16 protein-coding genes are annotated in these 15,797 nt (G+C 70.7%); 9 read left to right on the top strand and 7 right to left on the bottom strand.

The features are described 5' to 3' along the window. The first annotated feature begins 70 nt into the window (after nucleotides 1-70). The 7 genes from ABT114_RS00640 to ABT114_RS00670 all read left to right on the top strand — a co-directional run bounded on the left by ABT114_RS00640 (nucleotide 71) and on the right by ABT114_RS00670 (nucleotide 6,147). The gene (locus ABT114_RS00640; protein ID WP_351137022.1) at nucleotides 71-691 is read left to right on the top strand and encodes a TetR-type transcription factor C-terminal domain-containing protein; all 621 of its coding nucleotides are present in this window, start codon (nucleotides 71-73) and stop codon (nucleotides 689-691) included. Between the two features lie 182 nt (nucleotides 692-873). Further along, complete coding sequence (locus tag ABT114_RS00645) at nucleotides 874-2,067, top strand: ABC transporter substrate-binding protein (protein ID WP_351137024.1); 1,194 nt, start codon at nucleotides 874-876, stop codon at nucleotides 2,065-2,067. Between the two features lie 100 nt (nucleotides 2,068-2,167). Then, nucleotides 2,168-2,527: a nuclear transport factor 2-like protein gene (locus ABT114_RS00650; RefSeq protein ID WP_351137026.1), complete on the top strand. Its 360-nt coding sequence runs from the start codon at nucleotides 2,168-2,170 to the stop codon at nucleotides 2,525-2,527. Nucleotides 2,528-2,571: 44 nt separating this feature from the next. After that, complete coding sequence (locus ABT114_RS00655) at nucleotides 2,572-2,970, top strand: hypothetical protein (RefSeq protein ID WP_351137028.1); 399 nt, start codon at nucleotides 2,572-2,574, stop codon at nucleotides 2,968-2,970. Between the two features lie 39 nt (nucleotides 2,971-3,009). Beyond that, complete coding sequence (locus ABT114_RS00660; RefSeq protein WP_351137030.1) at nucleotides 3,010-3,330, top strand: EthD domain-containing protein; 321 nt, start codon at nucleotides 3,010-3,012, stop codon at nucleotides 3,328-3,330. A gap of 169 nt (nucleotides 3,331-3,499) precedes the next feature. Beyond that, nucleotides 3,500-5,011 carry a class I adenylate-forming enzyme family protein gene (locus ABT114_RS00665; RefSeq protein WP_351137032.1) on the top strand — a complete coding sequence of 504 codons (1,512 nt, stop codon included), beginning with the start codon at nucleotides 3,500-3,502 and terminating at the stop codon, nucleotides 5,009-5,011. 95 nt (nucleotides 5,012-5,106) lie between these two features. After that, entirely contained in the window at nucleotides 5,107-6,147 is a 1,041-nt protein-coding gene (locus ABT114_RS00670; protein WP_351137034.1) for an MBL fold metallo-hydrolase, read from the top strand. A 93-nt stretch (nucleotides 6,148-6,240) separates the two neighbouring features. On the opposite strand, the gene ABT114_RS00675 is transcribed toward ABT114_RS00670, so the two are convergent. Genes ABT114_RS00675 through ABT114_RS00685 form a run of 3 tightly spaced genes read right to left on the bottom strand, consistent with a single transcriptional unit; the run spans nucleotide 6,241 to nucleotide 9,256 of the window. Further along, nucleotides 6,241-6,999, bottom strand: coding sequence for an SDR family NAD(P)-dependent oxidoreductase (locus ABT114_RS00675; RefSeq protein WP_351138156.1), 759 nt, complete (start codon nucleotides 6,997-6,999; stop codon nucleotides 6,241-6,243). A 29-nt stretch (nucleotides 7,000-7,028) separates the two neighbouring features. After that, entirely contained in the window at nucleotides 7,029-8,057 is a 1,029-nt protein-coding gene (locus ABT114_RS00680; protein WP_351137036.1) for a phosphotransferase family protein, read from the bottom strand. After that, nucleotides 8,054-9,256 carry an acyl-CoA dehydrogenase family protein gene (locus tag ABT114_RS00685; protein ID WP_351137038.1) on the bottom strand — a complete coding sequence of 401 codons (1,203 nt, stop codon included), beginning with the start codon at nucleotides 9,254-9,256 and terminating at the stop codon, nucleotides 8,054-8,056. The genes ABT114_RS00680 and ABT114_RS00685 overlap by 4 nt, the downstream gene beginning before the upstream one ends. A gap of 133 nt (nucleotides 9,257-9,389) precedes the next feature. On the opposite strand from ABT114_RS00685, the gene ABT114_RS00690 reads away from it, so the two are divergent. Then, entirely contained in the window at nucleotides 9,390-10,067 is a 678-nt protein-coding gene (locus tag ABT114_RS00690; protein WP_351137039.1) for a TetR/AcrR family transcriptional regulator, read from the top strand. Between the two features lie 317 nt (nucleotides 10,068-10,384). Here ABT114_RS00690 and ABT114_RS00695 read toward each other — a convergent pair whose 3' ends face one another. The 4 genes from ABT114_RS00695 to ABT114_RS00710 form a co-directional block, all read right to left on the bottom strand. Further along, the gene (locus ABT114_RS00695; protein ID WP_351138158.1) at nucleotides 10,385-10,915 is read right to left on the bottom strand and encodes an NUDIX hydrolase family protein; all 531 of its coding nucleotides are present in this window, start codon (nucleotides 10,913-10,915) and stop codon (nucleotides 10,385-10,387) included. A gap of 24 nt (nucleotides 10,916-10,939) precedes the next feature. Next, the gene (locus ABT114_RS00700; protein WP_351137040.1) at nucleotides 10,940-12,085 is read right to left on the bottom strand and encodes an amidohydrolase family protein; all 1,146 of its coding nucleotides are present in this window, start codon (nucleotides 12,083-12,085) and stop codon (nucleotides 10,940-10,942) included. A 1-nt stretch (nucleotide 12,086) separates the two neighbouring features. After that, the gene (locus ABT114_RS00705) at nucleotides 12,087-13,490 is read right to left on the bottom strand and encodes a glutamine synthetase family protein (protein WP_351137041.1); all 1,404 of its coding nucleotides are present in this window, start codon (nucleotides 13,488-13,490) and stop codon (nucleotides 12,087-12,089) included. 279 nt (nucleotides 13,491-13,769) lie between these two features. Further along, nucleotides 13,770-14,582: an SAM-dependent methyltransferase gene (locus ABT114_RS00710; RefSeq protein ID WP_351137043.1), complete on the bottom strand. Its 813-nt coding sequence runs from the start codon at nucleotides 14,580-14,582 to the stop codon at nucleotides 13,770-13,772. A gap of 188 nt (nucleotides 14,583-14,770) precedes the next feature. Between ABT114_RS00710 and ABT114_RS00715 the strand changes: the two genes are divergently transcribed. Further along, nucleotides 14,771-15,646, top strand: coding sequence for a Cof-type HAD-IIB family hydrolase (locus tag ABT114_RS00715; RefSeq protein ID WP_351137045.1), 876 nt, complete (start codon nucleotides 14,771-14,773; stop codon nucleotides 15,644-15,646). The last annotated feature ends 151 nt before the right edge of the window (nucleotides 15,647-15,797 follow it).

Raw genomic sequence — 15,797 nt, forward strand, 5'->3', positions numbered from 1 at the left:
TTGGCAACTGAGTTCAACTCGGGTTTACTCTCGGGTACGGACACGCTCAGTGACGGCCAGGAGAGAGATCATGACGAGGATCGTTGAACCGGAGGCGGGACCGCGGTCCAAGCGTGCGGCCATTCTCACGGCCGCCGTGGACTGCTTCGGCGAGGCCGGTTTCGAGGCCACCAAGTGGTCCACCGTGGCGGAGCGGGTCGGTATCGGGCAGACCGCCCTTTACCACTACTTCGAGTCGAAGACCCACTGCCTGCTCACCATCATGCGGCTCGAACTGCAGCGCTCCCACGACCGGTTCGTCGAGGCGACCAAGGACACGGAGGAACCGGTCGAGGCGCTGCGGGCCGCGGTGCGCGCGGCGTACGACGTCTCCGCGCACGAGGTCCTGCAGATGCGCATTCTGCAGAACCACATGGACCTGCTCTCCGGTGCGCGCCGGTCCAAGCGCGAGGAGGCCGAGCGGGTCGCGGCCCGCCAGCTGGTCCAGGTCGTCGAGAGGGACTGGACGAACCTGCTGGTGAAGGGCATGTCCCAGGGTGCCTTCCCGCTACGGGACGCGCAGCTGCTGGGCGCGAGCGTGCTCGGCCTGATCGTCAGCGTGTGGCGGTGGTACCGGCCGTCCGGACCGACGCCGCTGTCGGACATCAGTGAGCTGATCGAGGGCGCCTGCGTGCGGATGGTCGCCTCCTGATGCGCTGAGCGGAGCTGTAGCCCGCGGCCCCCTGACGGACGGTTGTCCGTCAGGGGGCCGCTCTGTTGTCCCGCGCGCCTTCGCAGTGATCGAGAACGTAACCAGCCATTGCCAGCTGTGTTTCCCCAGGATTAAAATCCCAACTGAATTGAACTTAACTCAGGTTGATCTGAGGAGGGGTCATGCGACGACGCACGACACGCGCGCTCTTCGCCGCACTCGCCGCCATGCTCGCCTTGGCGGCGAGTGCCTGCGGCACCGGAGGCCCCTCGGCGGCAGGGGACGACAAGGTCATCAAAATCGGTGCGTGGCTACCGCTCACTGGAGCACAGGCCACTTTCGGGGTTCCCGAGAGGGCGGGTGCCGACGCGTACTTCAAGTCCGTCAACGCACAGGGCGGGATCAACGGCCGCACGATCAAGTGGATCGTCAAGGACAGCGCCGCCGACCCGCAGCAGACGGTCCAGATCGCCCGTCGGCTCGTCGACCAGGACGGGGTCGTGGCCATCGTCGCCGCGAACGGCACGTCCCAGTCCCAGGCCACGTTCCCCTTCGTGCTCGAGCAGTCGAAGGTGCCGATCCTCAACACGCTCGGCGGAGACGCGTCCTGGTACCAGCCGGCCCGCGACGGACTGTTCGGGCTGCAGACCCTGTACGAGGACCAGGCGGCCGCGCTGGGGGACTGGGTGGCGCACGACGGAGCGAAGAAGGTGCTGGTCGTGCACAGCGACCCGGCGGCTTTCGTGAACGTCGCCAAGCAGGTCGGCCCCGCTGCCCGCAACGCCGACCCGTCCATCCAGGTGAAACGCCTGAAGGTCAAGCTCGCGACCACCGACTACAGCCCGGTGATCAGCAAGGTGAAGGCCCAGCGGCCCGACGCCGTCGTCCTGATCCTGCAAGCCTCGGAAGCCGCGGCCTACCTGAAGGAAGCCAAGCTGCAAGGACTGGACGCCCCCACGTACGGCTATGCACCCGTGGCGGCACAGTCCACGCTGACGCTGGCCGGCAACGCGGCCGAAGGCCTCAAGTCGGTGCAGCTGGTCAAGTCGCCGAACGACGACGACCCGGCCATCAAGGAGTTCCGCAGGGCGATGGCGAAGTACGAGCCCGGACAGCCTGCCGACTTCATCACCTTGTGGGGCTGGGAAGCGGCCAAGGCGTTCGCGGAGGTCGCAGGGACCATCGACGGGCCGGTCACCGCCGCGTCGCTGACCCGGGCCTACCAGAACGCGCGCCACGTCGACACGGGCGTGGGGCCCGTGCTCACCTACTCCGCCGACCGTCACCTGGGCACCCGCGACGTACAGAAGATCGTGGCCAGGAACGGCCGTTGGGAGTCGGTGGGTGACTTCTTCACCCCGCCCACCCGCGACTGACATCACCCATTGCCCGCGACCGGCATCCGCCCGGTCAGCCGCCGCGCCGGACATCCGTCCGGCCCGCCGGCAGCCCGTCCGACCAGTGAAAGGACCACCCATGGCCAGCGTGTTGCGCGACTACATGGCACGTATGGACAGCGATCACCCGGAGCACGCGCTCGAACTCCTCGTACCGGACTTCCGTTTCCACATCGCCCTGCCGGGTCGCGAGGCGACGGGATGGTCCAAGGACGAGTTCGCCGACTACATCGCGGGCCGCAACGCCGTCGAGAGGGTGCACGACATCTTCCGGTACAGCCGCGACGGCGATCTGGAGACCGTGTACGGAGTGGTGAGGGAGTCCGGGAAGGCCGTCGGGTCCTTCCTGTCGGCCGCCGTTGTCACGCCCGACGGGCAGATGGCGCGCTACCAGTCGTACTTCACCACGACGTACGACCTCATCGATCCGCCGGAGTAGCCGGGCCGCGCACACGCCCACCACACCATCCCCCGGGAGCCGATATGACTGACACATCCACCGACGCCGCGCCCGTTGCGGCCCCCGCCCCCTTCCTCACCGCATGGTTCGAGATCCTCGACAGTGACGAGCCGAACAGGATCCTCGACCTGATCAGCGACGACTTCTCCCTCTCCATCCTGTTCTCCACCGGTGACGGCAAAGCGACCGACTTCGCCGGGGACCGCGCCGCGCTCGTCGGCTACCTCGAACAGCGCGAGAGGGGCACCCGCACCCACCACCTGCTCTCCGCGACCACCCTCGGCCAGGACGAACTCTTCCTCGGAGAGGTGCGGCGCGGAGGCGTTCCCGAGGCGAGTTTCGTCGCCGCCGGGCGGGTGAACGAAAACGGCCGGCTGCAGCGTCTGCTGATCGGCCGGTCGTCCGAGATCCGCTTCGACTGAACACGTTCCGTTTCACCTCACCACGTACGGAGAACAGTCATGTACAACCTCGTTCTGCTGGCAGCCCGGCCCCCGGAGTGGACGCACGAGCAGTTCATCGACTGGTGGCGCGGCGACCACGCGGAGCTGACCTACCGTCTGCCAGGGCTTCGTGCCTGGCGGCACACCGCGATCGATCAGGCCCTGGAAAAGCGCTCCGAGGGCTGGGACGGGATCTCCGTGCTCGGCTTCGATTCCCCGGAGGATCTGAAGAAGGCCCTGGCGAGCCCGGAGTGGGCCGAAGCGGTCGCACAGGTCGGGGACATGAAGGGCCGCCGCATCGCGGTGATGGGCCACGAGGCGGAGATGTTCACGGGCTGACGCGGCCGAATCGACCGTTCCCCGGGTCATCGGCAGTGTCGTCGGCAGTGTCATCGGCACGGTCATCAACACGGGATTCAGCCTCAGCACGGCGATCGGTCAGCCGTTCACAACAGGGTTCAGTACAGGGTTCAGTACGGAGTTCGGCACAGCGGAGCGAGGAAGCGGGATGCGACAGGTAGTGCGGGAGTTCCAACAAAGGGCAGAGCAGGAGGACTTCGTCGCCGTCATCGACGACGCGGGCAGCCATACCGCGCGCGAGTTGCTCGCCGAGGCGGCCCGGATGGCCGAGGTGATGTTCCCCGAAGCGGCCGACGGGGCAGGCGGAACCGTCATGCTCCAGGCCGACAACTCATGGCGTACCGTCGCCGGCAGCCTCGCCGTGGGCCTGAGCGGCGGGACCCTCGCGGTGGTCAACCGGCACACCACACGCGCCGAGTTCGCCGCGGCCTTCGAGGACATCCGGCCGGACGCCGTCGTCGCCGAGCCCTCGGCGATGGACGAGTGGGCGGTGCCCGAACTGCTGCAGGGCCGGGCGGATGACACGGTGCTCGACGGCTGGACCTGTCGGTCCGCGCCCGGGCGGCGTGATGGGGCGCGCTGGTCGGGTGGCGTGCTCATCGGACTGACCTCGGGATCGACCGGGCGGCCCAAGGGCGTCGTGCAGTCCGAGGAGGCCCTGCGCTACGCCGGTGCGCGAACCATCGAGATCAATGGACTGACCCGTGGCGACGCGGTGGCCGCGATCGTCCCGCTGTCCTCGACGGCCGCGTACTGCTTCGGCGTCTACCTCTCGCTGCTGCTGGGCGGTCCACTTGTTCTGACGGGGAAGTGGGACCGGGCCGTCGCGCTGCGGCGGATGGCCGATACCGAGGTCCGCTGGACCATGTGCGTACCGACGATGGCACTGCAGATGGGCGCGGAGGCAGCCGGCTCCGGCATCCTCGCGGGAGTTCGCGCGATCACCGTGGGCGGCGGCCCGATGGACCGCGGCGCCCTGGCGCGCGCCGAACAGTCCCTGGGAACCAAGATCCTGCGCGTCTTCGGTATGTCGGAGTGCCTCGGCCACACCTCGCCCAGCCCCGACGACCCGGAGGAGACACGGCTCGGCAGGGACGGCCGCCCGTTCCCCGGCACGGACCTCCGCGCACTCGCCCCCGACGGATCCGAAGCCGGACCGGGCGTGCCCGGCGCGGCGCAGGTACGTGGTCCCTCCCTCTTCCTCGGCTACGCCCGCGACGGCAGGGTCGAGCCGCCGGCGCTGACGGCGGACGGCTACTTCCCCACCGGCGACCTGCTGATGACCCACGAGGACGGCACCATCAGCATCATGGGCCGCGAGAAGGACGTCATCATCCGCGGCGGCCGCAACATCGACATCACCGAGATAGAGCGGGCGGTCGCCAGCTACCCGCGCGTGGCCAGGGCCTGCGTCGCGGCCGTCCCGGACGAGTTGCTCGGCGAACGTGTCGCGCTGCTGGTCGTCACCGAGGACGGCGGTGGTATCGACCTGGCGGAGGTCACCGGCCACCTGGAGAGCGTCGGGCTGTCCAAGGGCAAGTGGCCCGAATTCGTGTACGACATCGAGGAGTTGCCCCAGACCAAGGTCGGCAAGCTCGACCGGTCCGGGGCCCGCGATCTGGTCCACCAGCTGCGCGCTCGCACTCCCGACCCGGCCTGATCCCAGGGCACAGACGCAGGGCACCCGCGAGGGGCACGCACGCGTTCCCCTCGCGGCCCGAACCACAGTGGCGCATCAGCCAGCAAGGGAGAGTCATGACAGCGCGGTTCGACCAGGGCCCATGGGCCGCAGCCGGAGTCCAGACCGTGCAGCCCGGGGTGCACCGCGTTCCCCTGCCGCTGCCCAACGACGGCCTGCACGCCGTCAACGTCTATCTGCTGGAGGACCTGGCGGACGACGACGGCGTCGTCATGATCGACGGCGGCTGGGCGATTCCCGAGGCGCGCAAGGCGCTCGAGGAAGCCATGGCCGTCATCGGCCGCGACCTCGGCGACATCAGCCACATCCTGGTCACCCACATCCACCGCGACCACTACACGAACGCCGTGGAGCTGCGCCGGCTGCTGGGCTCGCGTGTGTACCTCGGCGCGGGTGAACGGCCGGGCCTGGAGATGCTCGACCGGCTGCGCAGCGACGAACCCGCCGGGTCACTGGAGACGCTGCGCAGGGCAGGCGCGGGCGAACTGGCCGACCGTATCCAGGCGATGGACCACGGCGGCTACGATCCCAGTGTCTGGGAGGCTCCCGATCGCTGGCTGGGAGCAGAGACCCTCCGCTTCGGCGACCGCGAGCTGCGCGTCGTACCGACGCCCGGACACACCAAGGGGCACGTGGTCTACCTGGACGAACAGCGCGGACTGCTGTTCTCCGGGGACCATGTTCTGCCGCACATCACCCCGTCCATCGGCTTCGAACTGGCCGAACCCGGCGGACGGCCACTCGCCGACTACCTGGACTCGCTACGGCTCATGACCCGGTACGCCGACACCCGCCTGCTGCCCGCGCACGGGCCGGTCGCCGACAGCGCGCACACCCGCGTCGCCGAGCTGCTCACGCACCACGACAACCGGCTGGCCCAGAGCCTGACGGCGCTGGGTGAGGGCACACTCGACGCCCACGCGGTCGCGCGCAAGCTGGGCTGGACGCGCCGTGAGGTGCCGTTCGGCGAGCTCAGCGCCTTCAACCAGATGCTCGCGGTCAACGAGACGGCCGCACACCTGGACGTGCTGGTGCTGCGGGGACGGGCCACGGTGGCGTTCGCGGGCGGGGTGAACCAGTACACGCGCGTGCGGTGACACCGCGCATACAGGCAAGAAAACGCGTGCGGTGACACTGCGCAGACAGGCAAAAAAGAGGGGGGCGCGGCCATCGCCGCGCCCCCCTTCCCGTCAGCGCGCCGTCCAGCCCCCGTCCACGTACAACTCGGATCCGGTGACGAAGCTCGCGTCCTGCGAAGCGAGGAATGCCACCGCCCCCGCCACCTCGTCGGGCCTGCCCAGCCGGGCCATGGGGGTGCCCTCGACCATCGCCGTGTGCCGGGGTGTGCCGCGCCACAGTTCGCGAGACAGGGGCGTCTCGATGAAGCCGGGGTGGATCGAGTTGACGCGGACGCCGCGTGTCGCCCAGTGCAGTGCGGCGTTCTTCGTCATCAGCCGGACCGCGCCTTTCGCGGCGTGGTAGGAGAACTGGCTGCCGAAGCCGCCGACCGTACCGAAGATCGAGGCGATGTTGACGATCGAGCCGCCACCGGAGCGCTCGATCGCGGGCCCGCCGTGCTTCATACCGAGCCAGACACCGGTCTGGGTGACCGCGATGACCTTGTCCCAGGACTCCTGGGTCTCCGTCTCCACGGTCCTCATCTCGGCGATGCCCGCGTTGTTGACGAGCACCGACAGGCCACCCAGTTCGGCGACCACCCGCTCCACCGCGCCGCGCCACGCCTCCTCGTCGCTGACGTCGAGCGCGAGACCCAGCGCCTGCGCCCCGTCGGCCGTCAGCTCTTTCGCCAGCTCCTCGCAGCGCCCGGCGTCCACATCGGTCACCACCACTGTGGCGCCCTCGGCGGCCAGCCGGCGCGTGACGGCGTCTCCTATGCCGCCGGTCGCGCCGGTGATCAGGGCGATCTGTCCGGACAGTCGGTCTCGCACAAGCTCTCCTTCGTTCAGTGTGTCGGCGGTCATGCCAGCAGCTCCATGCCCGAGCGCAGCAACGCCGGTACCGCGGAGCCGACGCTCTCGAAGCCGGTGCCGACCGTCTTTCCGGCGAGGTAGCGGGCGTGGATGCCCTCGGCGATGACGGCGAGCTTGAAGCAGCCGAGCGCCTGGTAGTAGGCCAGGGCTTCGATGTCCCGGCCGGACTTCGCGGCGTACCGCTCGGCCAGTTCGCGGCCCGAGGGGAACCCGGGGTTGGCCGTCGGGACGTGACGCGCGCCGAGAACCGGTTCACAGGTCGGATCCCAGTACATGAGCAGCATTCCCAGGTCGGCGAGAGGATCGCCGAGCGTGGCCATCTCCCAGTCGACGATCGCCGCGATCCGCCCGAAGTCGCCGGGCGCCAGAAGGGTGTTGTCGAGGCGGTAGTCGCCGTGCACGATCGCCGGGGCGCCGCTCGCGGGCAGGGCGCGGGCGAGCCTGTCGTGCAGCTCACCGAGCTCGGGCAGCGCCCGCGTGGCGACCTTGTCCCACTGCCCGCGCCACCGTCGCACCTGGCGTTCCAGATAGCCGTCGGGGCGGCCGAACTCGCCGAGCCCGACGTCGGCGGCCTCGACCGAGTGCAGCGCCACCAGGGCGTCCACGAGCGCTTCGGCGGCGCGCCGCGCGTCGGCCGGCGACAGCGCGGCGGCCTCGTCGCCGTCGCGCAGCACCTCGCCCTCCACGAAGTCGACGACGCAGAAGGGCGCTCCGATCACCTCGGCGTCCGTGCAGGACAGCACGGCCCGGGCGACGGGCACGCCGGTGCCGCCGAGCGCCGCGACGACGCGGTACTCACGGTCCATGTCGTGCGCGGTGGGCGTCAGCACTCCCAACGGCGGCCGGCGCAGTACCCAGCGGTGCGTCCCGTCGGTCACCTCGTAGGTGAGATTGGAGCGCCCGCCGTGCATCGGCTCGACCCTCAAAGAGCCCGCGCACTCGGGCACGTGGCGCTCGAAGTAGCGCTGCAGCGCCGGTACGTCGACGCCGACCACGGTCGTCTCGGATGTGGTCACTGTGCGGCCCCGCGCTCCCGCGCCGCCCGCACCGCACGCTTGGCGATCGCCCAGCGATGGGTCTCGGAAGGGCCGTCGTAGATACGGAAGGGACGCACCTCGCGGTACAGGCGCGACAGCGGGGCGTCTCCCGAGATGCCGAGCGCGCCGCACACCTGCACGGCCCGGTCGACGACTCGGTTCACCGCCTCGGAGACGTACGTCTTGGCGATCGAGGTGTGCTGGGCGGCCGAGCGGCCCTGGTCAAGCTCCCAGCAGGCCCGCCACAGCACGGCCCGGCTGGTCTCGATGTCTATCTCGGAGTCGGCCAACATCTGCTGCACCATGCCCAGTTCGGCCAGCGGCTTGCCGAAGGCCGAGCGGTCCGCCGCGCGCTCCAGGGCGATGTCCTGCGCCCGACGGGCCACCCCGAGCCAGCGCATGCAGTGGGTCATACGCGCGGGTCCGAGGCGCACCTGCGCATACCTGAAGCCCTGGTCCACCTCGCCCAGCACGGCGCTGTCGGCGACCTCGCAGCCCTCGAAGACGATCTCGCTGTGCCCGCCGAACAGGCCCTGGTCCAGGGTGTCGATATTCCGGACGATCTTCATGCCCGGGTTGTCGGCGTCGACGAGGAACATCGTCGCGCCCCCCGCGTCGCCGGGGCCGCCGCTGGTGCGGGCCATGCAGATGGCGAAAGCCGCCCCGTCGGCTCCGCTGATGAACCACTTGCGGCCGTCGATGCGCCAGCCGCCCTCGATCCGCGTCGCGGTCGTGGCGAGCGCACGCGGGTCGGATCCGGCGCCCGGCGCCGGCTCGGTCATCGCGAAGCAGGAGCGCGCCTCACCGGCGGCCAGCGGGCCCAGATACCGCTTCTTCTGCGCCTCGGTCGCCACCACCTCGAGCAGGTGCATGTTGCCCTCGTCGGGCGCCGCGCAGTTGAGCGCCAGCGGACCCAGCAGCGAGTACCCGGCGGCTTCGAACACCACCGCCTGCCCGCACAGGTCCAGCCCGAGCCCACCCCATTCGGTGCCGACATGCGGGGCGAACACTCCCGCGGCCCGGGCCGCTTCCTGCAGCCGTCGCCGCAGCGGCTCCGGCCCGGCATGGACGTTCCCGTCGCACGCCTGCTCCTCGGGTATCACCACATCTCGTACGAACTCCGTGGTGCGCCGCGCGACGGCGGCAACCCTCTCGTCGATCTCGAACCCGATGGACACGTTCACTCCCGAGTTTGGCTAATGAGCATTAGCCATCACAAGACTGAGAGGGGCGCCGTGTCAAGGGTTCGGGCTATAGTGTCGAATCCGTGGAGATGGAATCAGCTAATCATCGGTAGCTTCAGGGGTTGGTGTGAGCGCAGACCAGGGCGGGCCGTACGAGCGGGCGCACCGGCCGGGCCGACCGGAGGGCGTACCCACGGCCGACCGCCGGTCGGCCATCCGGCAGGCCGCGCTGCGGCTCTTCGCCGCGCAGGGCTACCGGTCCACCACCATGGCCGACATCGGAGCCGCCGTCGGCATCCGCGGCCCGAGCCTGTACAAACACGTGGCTTCCAAGCAGGAGTTGCTGGCCGAGATCATGATCGGCACGATGGAGCAGCTCATCGCGGACAACGCCGCGGCCGTCGCCGGCACCGACGAGGTGCAGGAGCAGCTGCGCCGCTCGGTGGAGGCGCACATTCGCTACCACGCGCGCCACCGTCTCGAGGCCTTCGTGGGCAACCGCGAAATCGGCAGCCTGGAACAGCCCGACCAGGACCGGGTGCTCAGCCGGCGCAGCGACTACGAGCGCCGCTTCCGTGAACTCATCGAGCGGGGCGCGGCCGAGGGCGCCTTCGATGTGCAGTCGGCCAGAATCGCCTCGTACTCGATCCTCGACATGGGCATGGGTGTGGCCAGCTGGTTCCATGAGGGCGGCGAGTTCTCCGTCGACCGACTCGCCTATCAGTACGGCGACATCGCGCTGCGCGTCGTGGGTGCGCGGCGGCCGGGTGTCGCGCGCGAGACGGGCGGCACGGAGCTCGCCTGAACAGCGGGGCCGGCCGCTCCGGGACGCCCCGAGCGGCCGAGGCGCTGATCTCGTCCCGGTGGCTTCGCCCCAGCTTCGCCGCACAGCCCGATGTGACATCAGCGCCCCTTATGAAAGGAGCACGTCAACGACCGCGACCTGGTCTGGTACGGCAACCTCCGACTTCTACCGGGGCTACGACGACAAGCACGTCACGAGGTGCCGTACCGCTACTGGTGCTCACCCTTCTTGATGTACTGGCAGGTTGATGCCTGCAGGCCCTGCCAGGTCTCGGCGAGCGTACGCGTGGTCCGACGCCCGGGCCGGGACGGCGCCGGTCAGGACGCCGACAGGCCCACGTGCGCCAGCGCCTGCCTCAGCAGGAAGCCGTGGCCGCCCGGCATCTCGCTCTGCACCGCCGGTGACACCGCCTCCTGGGGGCTGAACCAGACCAGGTCGAGGGCGTCCTGGCGGGGGCGGCAGTCGCCGCTCACCGGGACGATGTAGGCGAGGGACACCGCGTGCTGGCGGGGGTCGTGGTACGGCGTGATGCCCTGCGTCGGAAAGTATTCGGCGACGGTGAAGGGCTGCAGCGACGTCGGGACCCGGGGCAGGGCCACCGGGCCGAGGTCCTTCTCCAGGTGGCGCAGGAGGGCGTCGCGGACGCGTTCGTGGTGCAGGACCCGGCCGGAGACCAGGGTGCGGCTGACGTTCCCGTCCGGCCCGATGCGCAGCAGCAGTCCGATGCTGGTGACTTCTCCGCTGTCGTCGACGCGGACGGGCACGGCCTCGACGTACAGGATCGGCATGCGGGCACGCGCCTGTTCGAGGTCGTCGGAACTCAGCCAACCGGGCGTGGTTTCGGTCATGTCAGACATTGCTTGATCATACTTTCAGTGGCTGTCGGAAAGCCGGTAGACCCGGCGGGCGTTGTCCGCTCCCGCCCACCGCGCGAACCGCAGCGCGTCGGGCAGGCTCAGTTCGTCGGCGTCCACCCGGTCCTGGAGCAGCTCGCCCAGGCCCCGGCGGAACGCCAGCGCGCCGAGCCAGTAGAACTCGGCCACACCATAGGCGTCGGAGCTGTACAGCAGTTTGCGCGGCGGCGTGATCTCCAGCGCCTCCTCCAGGACCGCCCGCGCCCGGGCCGGGCCGACGTGATGGAGGGTGAGGCCCACGTCCAGGTACACCTGCTCGAACACCGCGGCCAGATAACCGGCCTGGCGCTGGTAGGGCCAGCAGTGCAGGAGCAGCACCGGGATGGTGCCGGAGGTCAGGTGGAGCCAGTCGGTCAGGTGGGTGGGGTCCACCTTGTGCATCCGGATGTCGTTGTCGCCGAACCCGGTGTGCAGCTGGAGGGGGAGGCCGAGGTCGACGGCGGTCCACAGCAGGTGCCGGACGAGGACGGGGTCGGCCAGCCGGCCGCCCCGCGCCGACCAGCGACGGGCCGCGTCCCTGACCTCCGTGGCCGCGGGCCGCGCCGGGTCCAGGTCGAAACCCGTGCGGTACGCGGCCACCGACTTCACCGCCACCACGCCCGGCCGTCGCACGGCCTCCTCCGCGGCCGCCCGGAACACCTCCGCGTACGCGTCCGGCTCCACCCCCTGCGCCGCCACGGCCTCGGCGACGCTCTCCAGCCGTACGACCTCGTACGCCACCGAGCCGGCCCCCGCGGACGCGGCGAGCCGGGCCGGCGTGGTGAGGGGGTGCGGGGCGAAACCCGTGTCGACACAGAACACGCCCGTGCGCGCGGCGGTCAGGAAACGGCGGTTCACCTCGTGCGCGCCCAGTTCGGACCGGCGTCGCAGGTACTCCTCGGCGGGGGCGTGCCGCGGCAGGTCCAGCAGGGGTGCGCAGTGGCGGCGTACGGCCACGCCGACGGGGGAGTCGAAGGGGGAGACGCCGGGCCACGCCGCGCCCTCGGTGAGCAGTGACTCGAAGACGGCCGAGGTCGGGTCGGCGGTGACCACGCCATGGCAGTGGTGGTCCGTCAGCGGCAGGGCGGTGAGTGCCTCGTGGACCGGGCCTGTGGACGCGCTCATGTCAGTACTTCCAGCGGTAGGCCGCCGCCAGCTGCGCGTCGTCCAGTCCGTCGACGGCCGAGATCTCCCCCTGGCGTACGGCGATCACCGCGTCGGCCAGGACCGGTCCCAGCGCGCCGCGCAGCACCTCGTCCTCACGGAACGCGGCGACCGCCTCCGCCAGCGAGACCGGCAGGCGGCGCACGCCCCGGGCCGCCGCCTCCTCGGTGCCGAACCGTGCCGGGTCCCCCGTGATTTCCTCGGGCAGCGCCGTGCCCGCCGTCAGGCCGTCCAGTCCGGCGGCGATCAGCGCGCCGAGGGCGAGGTAGGGGTTGGCGGCCAGGTCCACCGGCTTCACCTCGAGGTTGGCCTGCTGGGCGCGCCGTCCCGCCGTACCCCTGATGACGCGCACCGCGGCCTCCCGGGTCTCCAGGCCCCAAGCGGTGAACACCCCTGCCCACTGGGACGGTTTGAGCCGCAGGTAGCTGGCCGGGCTCGGCGCGGTCACCGCCGTGAGGGCCGGGAGGTGGGCGAGGAGGCCGGCCGCGAACGACTCGGCTCCGGCCGTCATGTCGTACCTGCCCTCGCCGCCGGAATGCAGGTTCGCCCCGTCGCGCCAGGCGGAGAGGTGGACATGGCCGCCGTTGCCGACGCCCTCGGCGAAGACCGCGGGCGCGAAGGAGACCCGCAACCCGTGCTGCTGGGCCACCGCCCGGATCGTCTGCCGCACCAGCACGCTGCGGTCGGCCGCCGCCACCGGGTCCAGCGCGCCCACGGATACCTCGAACTGCCCGGCCGCGTACTCGGGATGGAGCTGGTCGACCTCCACGCCCTGCGCCGCGAACGCCCCCAGCAGGTCGGCCGTGTAGTCGCTGAGCTCCACCTGCCGGATGGCGCCGTACGCCGGGCCCGAGACCGCGGGCACGAACTCCCCGCCGGGAGCCGATCCGAGACCGACCGCCCACTCGACCTCGACGGCCGCCCGGAACGTGAGCCGCTGCTCGCGCTCGGCATCCGCGACGATCCGGCGCAGCAGCGAACGGGTGCACGCCGGATGCCGCTGACCGTCCTGGGTGATCCGGTCCACCGGGGCCCACGCCCAGCCGGGCTGCCCGGACAGGACGACCAGCCGGTCGAGGTCGGGGTAGAGGCGCAGGTCGCCGTCCGGGGAGCCGAGGACGTCGGTGGTGACGATGTGGTCGTTGGCCAGGAAGGTGTCGAACACCGGTGACATGCCGACGCCCCAGGCGGTCGCGGAGGCCAGCTTCGCGGTCGGGACCGTCTTCACGCGGGTGATGCCCGCGGTGTCGACGTAGGCCAGCACGATTCCGTGCACGCCCCGGCCGGTCAGCTCGGCGCTGAGCGCGGTGGCCCGCTCGACGTCACCGGGACGCCCGCCCGGGACGGGGTCGGCAAGGGTGTTCATGTACGTCCTCCTCGACGGACTCGGCTCGGCAGGCTCACCAGGCGGATCAGCGATCCGTAGCGATCCCGTGGCAGGCTGTCACGCACACGCCCGGCGCCCAGGCGACGTCGGGCCTCTCCTCGGTGGGGCCGCGAGACCTCGCCGGCCGGTGTCCGCAGGGACGTGCCACGAGGGCCGGCGGCTTCCGCCGTTCAGCACCAGAGTACGAAGACGATGGGCTCACATCCCTGAGCAACACCGGGGATCCCTGAGCCAATCAGAGACGCTCGGCACCTCGCGTCAGGGTTTCACGGCCACCGCGCCGAACTGCGGTACCGCGTCCGGGGAGTCGGGCCCGGCGCGCCACTGGGAACACGGCACCAGGCCCGGTTCGAGCAGCTCGAGACCGTCGAGGAGGGCGGCGATCTCGGCGCGGCCGCGGGCGGTGATCGGCGGGGTGGCGTGCTCGTTCCAGTACGTCATGGCCGGGATGTTGCCCGTGCCGCCCAGGTCGGCGTCGAACGTGGGATGGGTCAACGCCAGGTAACTGCCCGAAGGGACCGCGGCCATGATCCGGCGTACGACCTCCCGCGCCCGCTCGGAGTCGAGGACGAAGTTGAGGATGCCCAGCATCATCACCGCGACGGGCCGGGTGAAGTCCAGTGTCGCGGCGGCGCGTTCGAGGATGACGTCCGGATCGCGCACGTCCGCGTCGAGATAGTCGGTGACGCCCTCCGGGGCGCTGGTCAGGAGGGTGCGGGCGTGCATCAGCACGACGGGGTCGTTGTCGACGTACACGATCCGCGACTCGGGCGCGATCCGCTGGGCGATCTCGTGCGTGTTGTCCAGCGTCGGCAGCCCGGTGCCGATGTCCAGGAACTGGCGCACCCCGCGCTCGGCGGCCAGGAACCGCACCGCCCGGCCCAGGAAGTCGCGGTCCGCGCGGGCCACCTCGCGGATCACCGGGAACATCGTGACCACGTGCTCGCCGACCCGCTGGTCGACGCCGTAGTTGTCACGGCCGCCGATCCAGTAGTTCCAGACCCGTGCGTTGTGCGCCACCCGTGTGTCCAGGGCCCCCGCTCCGCCCGGCAGGCCGCCGCCCTCGCTCACGTAGCTCCCCCTCGATCGCACCTGCGGACGCCGCCGCCATTGTGCCGCCTGGTGATCAGCGTGTCCCGGGAACCGGCGGAGCGGCCCGCGATCAAGGGGGGGATCAAGGGCGGGATCAAGGGCGGGGGAGCCGCCGGAGAGCGTCCCGGTAGGCTGGCAGGACAGCCCCCCGCCCAGGAAAGCAGGACATGCCCTACTCGCACGCGCCCCTCGTCACCCCCTCCGAGCACCCGGCCGCGGACGCCGGTGCCGACATCAGGCTCGTCGTCACGGACATGGACGGCACGCTCCTGGACGACGACAAGCGGGCCCCTGACGGGCTGTGGGAGGTGCTGGCGCTGCTGCGCGAGCGGGGCGTGCTGTTCAGCCCGGCGAGCGGACGCCAGTACGCCACCCTTGCACGGCAGTTCGCCGAGGTGGCCGAGGGAATGGTGTTCATCGCGGAGAACGGTACGTACGTCGTCCGTGACGGCGTCGAGCTGAGCTCCGACCCGCTGGATCCCGCCGTCGCCCACGGGGTCGTACGGGCGACGCGGCAGCTCGTGGCCGACGGCGTCGACATGGGCGCGGTCCTGTGCGGGAAGAAGTCCGCCTACGTCGAGCGGACCGACGAGGCATTCCTGGCCGAGGTGCGCCGGTACTACCTCGAGCACCGGATCGTCGAGGACGTCACCGCCGTCGACGACGACATCATCAAGGTGGCCCTCTTCGACTTCGGATCCGCCGAGCGGACCACCGCACCGGCCCTGGAGCCGTTCACCGCCACCCACCAGGTCGTCGTGTCCGGCGAGCACTGGGTCGACGTCATGAACCGCACTGCCAACAAGGGCGCCGCCATCCGCCGGCTCCAGCACGACCTGGGCATCACGCCCGCGCAGACCATGGTGTTCGGCGACTACCTCAACGACCTGGAGATGCTGGACACCGCCGAGTGGTCGTTCGCCATGGCCAACGCCCACCCGGAGGTCGTCCGCCGGGCCCGGCACCTTGCCCCCTCCAACAACGACAACGGAGTGCTGCGCACCGTCGCCCGCATGCTGGACCTCCCCGTCACAGACAGCTGAGGCGTCCGGGGCTGCGCGTACCCGAGCTGCCAGGCCCGGGCCGCGATCTCGACACGGTTCGGGGCGGCCGGTTCGAGCAGCTGGACGACCTCGCCGGCCGGCTGGTCACTCTGCACGACCGCGGTGGCGACGAGGGCACCCCGCTGTGCCA

The organism is Streptomyces sp. NPDC002088, assembly GCF_040296605.1.
In the GTDB taxonomy this organism is placed as follows: Bacteria; Actinomycetota; Actinomycetes; order Streptomycetales; family Streptomycetaceae; genus Streptomyces.

Excerpts from the sequence above, each read along its gene's own strand:
- ABT114_RS00640 (WP_351137022.1), top strand. The coding sequence starts at position 71 with ATGACGAGGATCGTTGAACCGGAGGCGGGACCGCGGTCCAAGCGTGCG.
- ABT114_RS00645 (WP_351137024.1), top strand. The coding sequence starts at position 874 with ATGCGACGACGCACGACACGCGCGCTCTTCGCCGCACTCGCCGCCATG.
- ABT114_RS00650 (WP_351137026.1), top strand. The coding sequence starts at position 2,168 with ATGGCCAGCGTGTTGCGCGACTACATGGCACGTATGGACAGCGATCAC.
- ABT114_RS00655 (WP_351137028.1), top strand. The coding sequence starts at position 2,572 with ATGACTGACACATCCACCGACGCCGCGCCCGTTGCGGCCCCCGCCCCC.
- ABT114_RS00660 (WP_351137030.1), top strand. The coding sequence starts at position 3,010 with ATGTACAACCTCGTTCTGCTGGCAGCCCGGCCCCCGGAGTGGACGCAC.
- ABT114_RS00665 (WP_351137032.1), top strand. The coding sequence starts at position 3,500 with ATGCGACAGGTAGTGCGGGAGTTCCAACAAAGGGCAGAGCAGGAGGAC.
- ABT114_RS00670 (WP_351137034.1), top strand. The coding sequence starts at position 5,107 with ATGACAGCGCGGTTCGACCAGGGCCCATGGGCCGCAGCCGGAGTCCAG.
- ABT114_RS00695 (WP_351138158.1), bottom strand. The coding sequence starts at position 10,915 with ATGACCGAAACCACGCCCGGTTGGCTGAGTTCCGACGACCTCGAACAG.
- ABT114_RS00700 (WP_351137040.1), bottom strand. The coding sequence starts at position 12,085 with ATGAGCGCGTCCACAGGCCCGGTCCACGAGGCACTCACCGCCCTGCCG.
- ABT114_RS00705 (WP_351137041.1), bottom strand. The coding sequence starts at position 13,490 with ATGAACACCCTTGCCGACCCCGTCCCGGGCGGGCGTCCCGGTGACGTC.
- ABT114_RS00715 (WP_351137045.1), top strand. The coding sequence starts at position 14,771 with ATGCCCTACTCGCACGCGCCCCTCGTCACCCCCTCCGAGCACCCGGCC.